This window comes from Oceanisphaera ostreae (assembly GCF_042676125.1).
Lineage (GTDB): Bacteria > Pseudomonadota > Gammaproteobacteria > Enterobacterales > Aeromonadaceae > Oceanimonas > Oceanimonas ostreae.
This window is the reverse complement of the sequence record NZ_JBHTJS010000026.1, coordinates 1-11612: the sequence shown is the minus strand read 5'-3', so window position 1 is coordinate 11612 and position 11612 is coordinate 1. Positions and strand designations below refer to the sequence as shown.

The following is an 11612-nucleotide window of genomic DNA, read 5'->3' as shown; positions in this document are numbered from 1 at the left end:
TTTGGTTCGGTATTGCATACACTTCCTCACTCTGAAGAAGTGTCTACTTATTCGGGGCCATTCCAGAGTAAAACACCGAGCCTTGGGTACGGTATCTTTGTAGGGTCGCCTTATTTAGGCAAGGAGTATTCGACCAAAAACCATAGCACGGCCTAAAGAGGTCGAATGAATTCGATCTACGTCTGGGGTAGATTGGTATTAGTTTTGTCTTTTGTAGCCGCAGCTAAAGCAAGCAACTACAAAAGAAGGCAAAGCAGATGCCGAGGCAAGCTCGGCATGAGAGTATAAGGCAAAGACGATATTTTTGTTTTCGCTTGGAGCTTAGCGCCGGGCGCTGCTGTTATTCTTCTTCTTCGAAGTACCAGTAGCCCTGATTAACTAGCGGTAACAATACTTCTAATAATGCTTGAGGCTGTTTGAGGCAGGCGACTTCTGGGCCGCAAATTCGCGCTTGATCGCATAACAAAGCAATGGCGTCGTTATCCGGTTTGGCCAGTTGATAGCGATCACCGTCCACATAAAACACTTGCTCACTGCCTTGCATATAAAAGCAGCGTACGCCGGCAAGACGATACAAATGATCACCATGATCCATACGCAGTACTAGCTCTTCTAGGCTGTATGCAGGTTCGGCGGGCTCAAGATCCAAGTCGTGCTTAGCTTCTGAGATCATCTCGCCAAACCAGTTCGCCAATCGCACTGGATCATCCAATAACTCCGTCATCAAGCTTTTAACTTGTGACAGCACCTGATTATCGATACGGCCATGGGCTACACAGGGCGCCATGCCTGCATCATCAAAGCGGCGGCTATCTGCCTCTTGGGCCAGCATGTGATCGGCAAAGCTTGAGATTAAATCTCGCGCGTCGGGTGCGCGAAAGCCAACAGAGTAATTAAGGGCAGGCGTTTCGGCGTAACCTTCATGGGGGCAGCCCGGCGGAATATAAAGCACATCTCCTGAGGTGAGCACTTCGTCTATCTCTGCCACAAAGTCTTCGCAGTGGCGTAATGCGCCATTAGCGGCAAACTGCTGCAAGTCTTGCTTTAAGCCCACCCGCCAGTGACGAGTACCCTCGCCCTGAATGATGAATACCCCGTATTGATCGATATGCGGGCCTACGCCACCACCCGGAGTAGAAAAGCTCACCATCACATCGTCGAAACGCCAACCCGGAATAAAGCGAAATGCGTCAGCAAGATCCTGCACGCCGGGGTGCCACTGGTTAACAGCCTGCACGAGCAACGTCCAGTCGGTGTCTCCAAGGTGGTCATAGCTTTCAAAGGGGCCACTTTCTGCCTGCCAGCGTGCGTCGGCTCGCCACACACGGCGCGACTCTATCTCTGACTCCAGCGCTAGCCCTGCTAGCTCATCTGGGCTAAGAGGGTCTTCAAAATTAGGAAAGCCTCCTTTGATCAGCACTGGCTTTTTCTGCCAGTAGTGAGCTAAAAAGTCATCAATATTGAGTTTAAGAGCGCTATGCATGGGAACCTGTAATGGTGAAAATAAAGCGTGAAAAAAGAGCGGCTATTATGCCTAGGCATAGCCGAGAATGATAGATTAGGGAGATCCAGTTATACGTTTTACGCCGTACGCTGTAAGTAAAAGGCAGGCAACGGTGTTCATCTTTAACTTACGGCGTACAGCGTAAGACGTACAGCTTTGTTCATTCTGCTGCAGAAAGAAAAACACCGAGCCTTCATTAGGCTCGGTGTTTGTTTAGCTAGGCGCCGGGTGCTGGGCGCTTGCGCTGTTTTTAAATCTCGTCGGTTAGCTTAATGGCTTGGCCGATGTAGTTGGCGGGCGTCAGCAGCTTTAGCTCGTCCTTTACGGTGTCTGGCAAGTCTAGACCATCGATAAAGGTACGCATGCCTTCGGCGTCAACGCGCTTGCCACGGGTCAGCTCTTTCAGCTTCTCGTACGGCTTTTCAATACCATAGCGGCGCATCACTGTTTGTACTGGCTCGGCCAATACTTCCCAGTTTTGATCCAAATCTGCAGCCAATGCAGCTGGGTTGGCTTCCAGCTTGCTGATGCCTTTTAGGGTTGCTTGATAGGCGATCACCGAATAACCCACAGCCACACCTAAGTTGCGCAGCACCGTACTGTCGGTGAGGTCGCGCTGCCAGCGAGATACTGGGAGCTTGGCGGACAGGTGATTGAAAATGGCGTTGGCCAAGCCTAAGTTACCTTCGGAGTTTTCAAAGTCGATAGGGTTAACTTTGTGCGGCATGGTGCTAGAACCAATTTCGCCGGCAATGGTTTTTTGCTTGAAGTAGCCAATGGAAATATAACCCCAAATGTCGCGGTCAAAGTCCAACACTATGGTGTTGAAACGAGCCACGGCATCAAATAGCTCAGCGATATAATCGTGAGGTTCAATTTGGGTGGTGTAGGGGTTGAAGTCTAGGCCTAAGCTCGTTACAAAACGCTCGGCAAACACCTGCCAGTCTACTTCAGGATACGCCGATACGTGGGCGTTATAGTTGCCGACGGCACCGTTGATTTTAGCCAGCATTTCTACAGACTTTATTTGCATCAACTGGCGCTCGAGACGATAAGCCACGTTAGCCATTTCTTTACCCAACGTAGTGGGTGAAGCTGGCTGACCGTGGGTGCGGCTCAGCATTGGCACGTCACGATACAGCGCGGCCAAGCGTTTTACTTCGTCAACCAACTGCTGGCAATAAGGCACGATGATGTGTTCGCGGCCGGCAGTGAGCATCAGGGCGTGGGCGTTGTTATTAATGTCTTCGCTGGTGCAGGCAAAGTGAATGAATTCACTGATGGCGGCCAGCTCAGGTAACACTTCAACTTTTTCTTTCAGGAAGTATTCAACCGCTTTCACGTCGTGATTGGTGACGCTTTCGATGTCTTTAATGCGCTGGCCATCGGCTTCGTTAAAGCTGGCAACAATGGCGTCGAGCAATGCATTGGCCTCATCAGACAATGCAGGTACTTCAGCAATGTCGGCATGAGCAGCAAGCGCCTGCAGCCAGCGAACTTCAACTTCTACACGAAAGCGCAATAAACCGAATTCGGAAAAAATAGCGCGTAATTCTTGGGTTTTAGAGCCATAACGGCCATCAACCGGAGAAATAGCCGTTAATGCTGACAATTCCATGAACAACAACTCCTGAACGTTGGGGGGTAATAAATTAATCAATACAGAGCTTTAAGCTATCAGCTCTCAGATAAAACGTAATTCTAAACAAAATAAAGAGTCTTTTTACTTGCGCAGAGCTGACTGGGCTTGAGCCACTAGTCGCTTGCGGGCAAACAAAATATGTCGGCGCTTACCGCCAAGCTGACGCCATAATACGGCGCTGCGAATACCGGCTAATAATAGGGCGCGAATTTGGTGCTGCACTGGCGTTTGCTGCAGATAAGTTGGGTTACCTGCTACTTGAATTCGAGGGCCAATAGGGCTGACGATGTCGCTGTAAATACTGGCTAAATTGGCCAACACTTGCTCGTCTAGCAGCTCAAAATGATGGCGCTGGCGCTTAACTTGGTTAATGCGCTCGCCGAGCATGGACATTAAATCTCGTCGTTTGGCCAGCTTACGTTCCAGTGCGACTATGCCTACCATATAGCGGGTAAGTTCGGCATTTTTACGGGCACTGTCGTTGCTTAGCTGATCGACGATGGCTTGGTAGCCTAAGGTGAGCTCGCCATGGCCGCCATAAATGTCGGCCGACTGCTCGGCGTCGGTCACCAAAATGCTGTTTAAAGTGGCCGCCAAAGTGGTTTTATTTTCTATGATGCCTTGGCGAGCAACTTGCTGTACTAGGCTTGCAGCCTGACAAATACCAGCAAATGCCAGGGTCTGATTTTCAAAGTTGTGGCTCAAAGTAGCTCCTGACTAAAACGAGTTTCGATAACACCACCACCTAAGCACACTTCACCATCATAAAATACGGCAGACTGTCCAGGGGTAACGGCGGCCTGTGGCGTATCGAAGGTGACCTTAATGGTGTCGTCATCCAGCGGTTCTACCACGCAGGGAATATCGGTTTGGCGATAGCGTGTTTTTATGGTGCAGCGAAAGGCTTCGCGAATGGGCGTGCGGTTTACCCAGTGTAACTGACGGGCAATCAGGCCATTAGAGTAAAGGCGAGGATGATCGCCTTGGGCTACTACCAGCACGTTGCGATCTAGTTCTTTATCGACCACATACCAAGGATCATCGCTGGCGTTTTTTAAGCCGCCAATGCCTAAGCCTTTGCGTTGGCCCAAGGTGTGATACATCAATCCTTGATGCTCGCCAATAACGTTACCGTCCACGCTTTCAATGTTGCCGGGTTGTGCCGGTAAATACTGCGCCAAAAAATCGGTAAACTTACGTTCGCCAATAAAGCAGATGCCGGTAGAGTCTTTCTTTTTTGCGGTGATTAGCTCGAGCTGTTCGGCAATGCGGCGTACTTCGGGTTTTTCTAGTTCGCCGACCGGGAACAGGCTTTTGCCTACTTGCTCTGCACTTAGAGTATAGAGAAAGTAACTTTGATCTTTGTTGCCATCGAGACCCCGCAACATCTTGGGCTGATCATCAAAGCTGCGGCGCACATAATGGCCGGTGGCAATGTAATCTGCACCCAGATCTTCTGCGGCAAATTCTAAAAAGGCTTTAAATTTAATTTCTTTATTGCACAGGATATCGGGATTGGGCGTGCGACCGGCTTTATATTCGGCCAGAAAATGTTCAAAAACATTATCCCAATATTCGGCGGCAAAGTTGATGGTATGCAACTCGATGCCGAGTTTGTCACATACCGACTGCGCATCACGCAAGTCTTCAGCGGCAGAGCAATACTCGTCGGTATCGTCTTCTTCCCAGTTTTTCATAAACAGGCCTTCCACCTGATAGCCCTGCTGTTGCAGCAGATAGGCCGAAACTGAAGAGTCTACACCGCCGGACATGCCGACAATCACTTTTAACTGACTGTTATCGCTCATTACTCGCCGTCACCTGATTGCAAAACGGCCGCTATTTTACCAGACAAACGCCGCCAGCGGGAGGCTCTAGCGGCAAATCGTTGGTGTTGTTTTTAATCCTGAGTGCGACAGCGCTCGGCGGGCACACTTAAAGCCTGCAGCAAGTAGGTTTTAAACTCGCTCGCATAGTCTTGTTGGTTTAAAGCTTGTGCCATGCAGGCAAGCCAAGCGTCACGCTCAGCGAAGCCTATGGCTAGATGACCATGGGCTCGGGGAATACTGATGGGGCCGTACTTTTCTCGATATAAAGAGGGGCCGCCTAACCAGCCGGCTAAAAAACGGGCCAGCTTGTCGGCGCTTTCATCAAGAAAGTCGGGATGCATGGCGCGAATAACGGCGGCATCGGCTCGCGTGTCCATGGCGTGATAAAAGTCGTGGGCTAATTGCCGTAAACCCTCTTCGCCGCCGGCCGCAACAAAAGAGCTATTTCCTTGGCCGTATGTGGGCAACATGTGCATTATTACGTTCTCTATGTAATATCGGGCGTGTCATCGTTTAATGAAGCGGCCAAGGGTGACTTGGGGTCGAGGATCTGGGGTTGATTAGGGGATTGCAGCATTTTACCGAATTCCAGCGGCAGCGGAAATATGATGATCTTACTATTATCGTTGGTAATTTCCGTTAACGTTTGTAGATAACGCAGTTGTATTGCTTCCGGTTGTTTACCCAACATGCGTGCCGCTTCCAGTAATTGCTTAGAGGCTTCTAGCTCACCGGTGGCATGGATCACCTTGGCACGGCGCGAACGTTCCGCTTCGGCTTGGCGAGCAATGGCGCGGATCATCGATTCATCTAAATCCACGTGCTTGATTTCAACCGCTGACACCTTAATGCCCCAGTTATCGGTACTTTGATCCAGAATACGCTGTAAATCGGCATTAAGCGTATCACGTGCCGATAATATTTCATCTAGCTCATGTTGGCCCAGCACCGAACGCATGGTGGTTTGTGCCAGCTGACTGGTGGCCTCTAAGTAGTTTTCGATATTAATGATGGCTTTTTGCGGATCTAATACCCGAAAATACAGCACGGCATTTACCTTAACTGTTACGTTATCTTTCGAGATAATATCCTGCGACGGCACATCCATGGTGATAATACGCAAATCAACGCGTACCATCTGTTGTACAAAGGGGATCACTAAAATTAGTCCTGGCCCCTTAATTTTGTAAAAGCGACCGAGCAAGAAGATCACACCCCGCTGGTACTCCCGTAAAATACGAAAGGTACTGGCAAACAGCATCACCAGCAATATGACGATTAAGATCTGAAAATAAATAAAGTCGATAATCATCAGTGCGACTCCTCTTGTTTATCGGCAGCTTGTTTGCCAGCGTACTGGATGGCGGCAGGTGCAACATTCAGTGTGAGATTGTTTATAGCCAGTACCATAATGGTTTGTTGAGCGATGATGTGATGTTGACTCTTGGCCCGCCAGCGCTCTCCTTGCACCATGACATACCCAGCATTAAGCATATTGGGGGCAATATCGGTTAGGGCGACACCTTCGAGGCCGATCATGGCCTGATGACCTGAAACGGGCTGGATGTTGCGCTGTTTGATGATCATGCGGATCACCACCACCATGAGGCCCAACGACACCAAAGCAAAAGCCGTTATGATGGGCCAAGCAATGCGAAATGCTTTATCTGGGGTATCAAACAGCAGCAGCGATCCAAGCGCAAAAGCCAACAGACCACCACCGCCTAATATGCCAAAACTGGGCGCCATCCCTTCCCCGATCATTAACGCCAAGCCTAAGCCCAGCAGAGCTAACCCTATGATGTTGAACGGCAACATTTGCATGCCCATGATGGCGAGTAATAAACAAATAGCACCCGTTACGCCCGCGACCCCAAAACCTGGGCTATAAAACTCCAGTAATAGGCCGTAAATACCCACCAGCATCAGCAAATATGTGATGTTGGGGTTGCTGATAATAATAATAAAACGTTGCCGCCAATCGGGCTGGCGTAACTCAGGTGTTAACTGGCTGCTGGCAAACACATAACGGGTGTCACCCAGCTGTATTTCTCGACCATCCAGTGCCAGCAGCAGGGCGGGCTGATTGGCGGCGAGGAGTTCTATTACGTTTTGTGCTAGTGCTTCGGTGGCCGTGAGCGTAGCTGCATCTCGCACCGCCAGTTCTGCCCAGTCGGCATTGCGTTCTCGTAATTGGGCTAAAGAGCGAATATAGGCAATGGCATCATTAAGCGTCTTGCGCTCCATCGCGGTGCTGTTGTCTGCCGCTGACTTGTCGCTATCCGTATCATCTTCGGTAGCGGTAGGAGTCACGTTATCACTGGTGTTAGCTTGAGCGACGGTTGGCTGAACAGTGCTGGACGAGGGAATAGCGCCGCCTAGCTGTACAGGCGTTGCCGCGCCAATGTGCGTGCCTAGTGCCATGGCCGCCACATGGCTGGCATACATAATATAGGTACCTGCCGATGCGGCCCGAGCTCCGCTGGGGGCCACATAAGCCACCACCGGAATGGTTGAAGCCAACATGGCGCTAATGATATCGCGAGTAGCGCTGTATAGGCCGCCGGGTGTATCTAGGGTCAACAGAATAAAAGGCGGTTGTTCGACTTGAGCTTGTTTAAGCTCGGTTACAATGAAGTCAGCAGTGCCCGAACCAATTGGCCCAGAGATATCTAGCTGCCAGTAACGCTCCTGCGCTAACACCGGCAAGCTCAGCATGAGTAACAGCAGTACCACACCTCGCCATTTCATCAAACAGCTCCTTGTTGTCTTCATTTAATCCTAGCGCATCACCTGATTTCTGGCTGTTTTTTAATCAATGCAATCACTAAATAGGACAGACATTTTAAATGCGGGTGGTTTTGCAGCGGATATGGCGTCTATTTGTGCTCTTTCGGCTTTCTAAGCGTGGTACTTTGCCTTAGCATTTAAGCTTCAATTAGCAGAGTAATAGACAGGGTGCAATGAAGATAAGAGTGGCGACAAAAGCCGACATGGCGGAAATATTTCAGTTAGAGCAAGGGGCTTTTGGCACACATTGCTATCCAGACTTTTTGTTTCGTCAACTATTGGACTTATGGCCGAGTTATCTGCTGGTAGCCGAAAACGAAGCGGCGTTATCACAGCTGCCGGTCGGGGCTTTGTTAGGGTACACACTGGGCGGCGTTGGCGAAGCCAAGTCGCAGGGCTGGGTATTGTCATTAGCCGTTACCGAACAGGCGCGCGGTTTAGGCATAGGCAAGGCGCTGTTGCAGCACTTAATAGGGCGACTGACTGAAGAGGGCTGCCAGCAGCTGCGATTAACGGTGCATCCCGATAATAGCGCCGCTGGCTTATATCATGCGTTGGGTTTTGAACATGAAAGTACCGAGCCCGATTACTTTGGGCCGAATGAACCGCGTCAGGTGTTGTTGCATACGGTGTGAGTAAAACGTTATTGCAAGCGCGCGGCTTGCTCTAGGCTTTTCCAGTCACTGAATAAATGCACCGGATCGCACAATTGATTCATGGCGTGCAGGGCGGTGGCATAGCCTAGTTGCAAGCCAAACATGCGTACTCCTTGCTGTTCTTTGGCTTGCTCAACTTGTTGCTGTAGCTCGGCACTTACCTGAAACTCCCCGTCGCTGACCAACAAAATATCGGCTTGTTGCCAAGCTTGTTGTTTGAGGTTATTCAAGGCGGCTAAGAGCGGGGTGTTTACATCGGTGCCGCCACTAAAAGAGCCGCGCAGCATATCTAATAATTCTGGCAAATTAAGCGTTTGATTATCGAGCGTTAACAGCTCATCGGTGCCGCCGAATAAATAGACCAAACAGCCGCGATTTTGCTGCTTTGCTACGCGCAGCGCTTCTAAGACCAAGGCTTTAGACACCTGCTCCGCAAGACCGTGCATGGAGGCGGAAGTATCAAGGCATAAAATAATGGGCCCCTGTTGCAAACCTTGGCCCGCACCTTCGCCTTTACCTGAGCGTGGCGAGGTCCAATCATTGCCCGCATCAATGGGCATAACGCCGGCGACCGCATAACTCAGCAAGCCTTGTTCGGCGCGGCGCGCGTGCCAGAGCATGCGCAGCACTTCGTGGCCCATAAATGCCGCCTCTAATGGCAGCATACGCGATAGATTATCGGAGCGGGTAATGCCTTGGGTTTCCATGGGAATACCCGGGATTTTGCGCTCTTGCGGGCCTTGCTCTTTGGGGCTCATCTTTTGTAATAAATGACTGAGGCTGGCGCTTTGCTCTGGATCCGGATTTTGTTGGCCTAATAGCTGTAGCAGTTTTTGCAGCGGTTGTATTTGGGCTATCCAATTGCTTAAGCGCAACAGGTCAAACCAAGCTCGATCCCGCAGATCGCCGCGGTTTTGATCATTACCGATAGCGGGCGCAATACCGAGCTCTTCGGCAACCAGATCCATAGACTGCCAAAGACTGACTCTGTGCTGCCATTGTTCGGCCAGTTGGTGCAGGGCTAACCAAGTATGGCGGGCGCGGGCTTTTTGCTCGGCCAACTGCGGCGCCATACCGTGCAAACTTAAGCCACCGGCGGTAGCGGGCCAAGCCAGCTCTACTTGCTCGAGTGCTAACAAAATATCTTGTACCACTGCCTGCGCCACTTCTGGCGTGTCTTGGCTGTAATCCAGCGCGCCAGACTTAGCGAGCAAGACCCGCACCCGCCGTTCAGTGCTATTACTTAGCCAGCTCTTGTCTAGGTGAGTATCGGGACGCACTAATTCGCCTTTATCCAATTGCTGCAGCCAGTGCTGCACGGTCACGGCTCTGGGCAAGAGGCTGCCCAGTGGGTGCGTCACCACAAGCGAAAATAAGTTTTCGGGCAGGGCTGCAAGGGGTGCCACTCCTGCAGGTAGCGGGGAGGCCATGGCTTAGTCCTTAACTGGCAGGGCGGCAAAGGCGTGATGCAGTTCTTGCAGACGCGCTTTTTGTTGGCTGAGTTGCTGCTGTTGGCGTTCCAATTGGCGTTGGGCTTGTGTGGCTAAGGTTTGCTCTAACCACAAATGGTCCGCCAAACGTTCAGTCAAACCGCTTAATTGCTGCTCTAGCCAGACTAAATACTGCTTGAGCTCTGCAATACGCTCATTAAGTTGGCGCAAGCGTGAGGCAATGTGTGCCGCCGGCCATGCTTTGGGCTGCAGGGCACTTTGGCGCTGATATTGCTCCATAATGGGTTCATATAAGTCGAGGTTGCTGCCGAGGTTGCGTATTTCATCTTGGGTAAAGCTGGTATTCGGCACCCGCGGTTGGCGATACAGTAAATCGCCAAGCTCGTTGCGCTTTTGGCGCAGGCCTTGTGCTTCCACCACGGTTTGCCCTTGCTCGTCTAAATACAGCTGATAACCTTGCTCATCGAGCGCGGGCACGATGGGGTCTGCATCTTGATCGAGTCGCTGCTGCCAGCTGTCCACTAGTTCAGTCATTAGCTCGGCGTTAAAGCCTGGATCTGAGGCAATATTTTGCGTCAGCCACTGGCTTAACAGACCATATTGCTCCGGTTTTTGCCATAAACAATGAGGCAACACCCAAGTATCGTATAAGCCGGCTTCGTTATCGCCATTACAAAAAGCCGAAACTTTCAATAGCTTAACTACTTTGCGCCAGCGACGGTCTGAGACCACTATTTCTTGCTCAGCCAAGAAGTGGCGCAGGCTGTGCAGTAAACGAATTAAGGCATCCGACAATAATAAGCTGCTGGCGCCCTCACGGATGGCGGTTAAGTCTTCGGTATTGAGACGCTCCGCTTCAGCCGGTGCTCGGTAATTGTGGTTAAGGGTCAATAGCTGGGTAAAGCTCTCATCTTGTACGGGCTCCACTTTAAAGCGCAATAAGAAGCGGTCATACAAGGCATTCAGCTCAGCACCTTCGGGCAACTCATTACTGGCGGCAATCACCGCAATCAAGGGCACCTTAACGCGCTTGCTGCCGTTATCAAATTGGCGCTCGTTTAGGATGGTCAGCAGACTGTTTAAGATGGCGCTGTTGGCTTTAAAAATTTCATCGATAAAAGCGATGGCAGTTTCTGGCAGGTAGCCCTCGGTTTGGCGCAAGTATCTGTCTTGCTCCAATGCCTTAATAGATAAGGGGCCAAACAGCTCTTCTGGTACCGAGAAGCGGGTTAGCAATCGTTCAAAATACCGGTTGTCATCGACGACAGTGTGAAGACGGCGGGCGAGTTCACTTTTAGCGGTGCCGGGCGGGCCAAGCAACAATAAGTGTTCGCCAGATAAGGCAGCCAACAAGGCCAGTCTTGCTGGAGTATCCCGCTCTAACAGCCCCTGCTGCAAGTGGGTAATAAGTGCTGCGATACGGGATTTAACCACCATGTGTCAGACCTGTAAGTTAATTGTATTAAAGTTATCTTATTATTGTACCCAAAATGTGTAATGTAACCAGTGGTAATCGTTAAAGCTAAAAATCTCTTGCAACGGAACCCACGGAAAAATAGTGATCAGATCTGAAGGGGATCTTGGTGGACAGTGCATCAGAGCCGGCGATACAGGCTTTAGCAGCTAAAGCGGCTACTACATCCGTGCTGTATATTGACAGCGACACTGTTTTGATGGAATGGCCCCGAATAAGTAGACACTTCTTCAGAGTGAGGAAGTGTATGCAATACCGAACCAAAC

10 protein-coding genes are annotated in these 11612 nt (G+C 50.6%); 1 reads left to right on the top strand and 9 read right to left on the bottom strand.

Annotated features, from left to right (window positions below; genetic code table 11):
- Window positions 1-340: 340 nt before the first annotated feature.
- From ACFQ1C_RS06715 to ACFQ1C_RS06685, 7 genes are all read right to left on the bottom strand, one after another.
- Complete coding sequence (locus ACFQ1C_RS06715; protein ID WP_379557832.1) at window positions 341-1483, bottom strand: ribosomal protein uL16 3-hydroxylase; 1143 nt, start codon at window positions 1481-1483, stop codon at window positions 341-343.
- A 271-nt stretch (window positions 1484-1754) separates the two neighbouring features.
- Complete coding sequence (gene purB / locus ACFQ1C_RS06710) at window positions 1755-3122, bottom strand: adenylosuccinate lyase (protein WP_379557831.1); 1368 nt, start codon at window positions 3120-3122, stop codon at window positions 1755-1757.
- A 105-nt stretch (window positions 3123-3227) separates the two neighbouring features.
- Window positions 3228-3851, bottom strand: a complete 624-nt coding sequence (gene hflD, locus ACFQ1C_RS06705; protein ID WP_379557830.1) for a high frequency lysogenization protein HflD — start codon at window positions 3849-3851, stop codon at window positions 3228-3230.
- Window positions 3848-4954: a tRNA 2-thiouridine(34) synthase MnmA gene (gene mnmA, locus ACFQ1C_RS06700; RefSeq protein ID WP_379557829.1), complete on the bottom strand. Its 1107-nt coding sequence runs from the start codon at window positions 4952-4954 to the stop codon at window positions 3848-3850. The genes hflD and mnmA overlap by 4 nt, the downstream gene beginning before the upstream one ends.
- 92 nt (window positions 4955-5046) lie before the next feature.
- Window positions 5047-5445: a group II truncated hemoglobin gene (locus ACFQ1C_RS06695; RefSeq protein ID WP_379557828.1), complete on the bottom strand. Its 399-nt coding sequence runs from the start codon at window positions 5443-5445 to the stop codon at window positions 5047-5049.
- Window positions 5446-5462: 17 nt separating this feature from the next.
- Entirely contained in the window at window positions 5463-6287 is an 825-nt protein-coding gene (locus tag ACFQ1C_RS06690; protein ID WP_379557827.1) for a slipin family protein, read from the bottom strand.
- On the bottom strand, window positions 6287-7726 hold the full coding sequence (locus ACFQ1C_RS06685; RefSeq protein WP_379557826.1) for an NfeD family protein: 1440 nt from the start codon (window positions 7724-7726) through the stop codon (window positions 6287-6289). Before ACFQ1C_RS06685 ends, ACFQ1C_RS06690 begins: the two co-directional genes overlap by 1 nt.
- Window positions 7727-7950: 224 nt before the next feature.
- On the opposite strand from ACFQ1C_RS06685, the gene ACFQ1C_RS06680 reads away from it, so the two are divergent.
- The gene (locus ACFQ1C_RS06680) at window positions 7951-8400 is read left to right on the top strand and encodes a GNAT family N-acetyltransferase (protein ID WP_379557825.1); all 450 of its coding nucleotides are present in this window, start codon (window positions 7951-7953) and stop codon (window positions 8398-8400) included.
- An 8-nt stretch (window positions 8401-8408) separates the two neighbouring features.
- On the opposite strand, the gene ACFQ1C_RS06675 is transcribed toward ACFQ1C_RS06680, so the two are convergent.
- On the bottom strand, window positions 8409-9851 hold the full coding sequence (locus ACFQ1C_RS06675; protein ID WP_379557824.1) for a vWA domain-containing protein: 1443 nt from the start codon (window positions 9849-9851) through the stop codon (window positions 8409-8411).
- Between the two features lie 3 nt (window positions 9852-9854).
- Window positions 9855-11309, bottom strand: a complete 1455-nt coding sequence (locus ACFQ1C_RS06670) for an AAA family ATPase (RefSeq protein WP_379557823.1) — start codon at window positions 11307-11309, stop codon at window positions 9855-9857.
- Window positions 11310-11612: the final 303 nt, after the last annotated feature.

What these genes read in the sequence shown, in the direction of transcription:
- ACFQ1C_RS06715 (WP_379557832.1), bottom strand. Translation starts at nt 1,483, where the DNA reads ATGCATAGCGCTCTTAAACTCAATATTGATGACTTTTTAGCTCACTAC.
- ACFQ1C_RS06695 (WP_379557828.1), bottom strand. Translation starts at nt 5,445, where the DNA reads ATGTTGCCCACATACGGCCAAGGAAATAGCTCTTTTGTTGCGGCCGGC.
- ACFQ1C_RS06670 (WP_379557823.1), bottom strand. Translation starts at nt 11,309, where the DNA reads ATGGTGGTTAAATCCCGTATCGCAGCACTTATTACCCACTTGCAGCAG.
- purB (WP_379557831.1), bottom strand. Translation starts at nt 3,122, where the DNA reads ATGGAATTGTCAGCATTAACGGCTATTTCTCCGGTTGATGGCCGTTAT.
- mnmA (WP_379557829.1), bottom strand. Translation starts at nt 4,954, where the DNA reads ATGAGCGATAACAGTCAGTTAAAAGTGATTGTCGGCATGTCCGGCGGT.
- ACFQ1C_RS06675 (WP_379557824.1), bottom strand. Translation starts at nt 9,851, where the DNA reads ATGGCCTCCCCGCTACCTGCAGGAGTGGCACCCCTTGCAGCCCTGCCC.
- ACFQ1C_RS06685 (WP_379557826.1), bottom strand. Translation starts at nt 7,726, where the DNA reads ATGAAATGGCGAGGTGTGGTACTGCTGTTACTCATGCTGAGCTTGCCG.
- ACFQ1C_RS06690 (WP_379557827.1), bottom strand. Translation starts at nt 6,287, where the DNA reads ATGATTATCGACTTTATTTATTTTCAGATCTTAATCGTCATATTGCTG.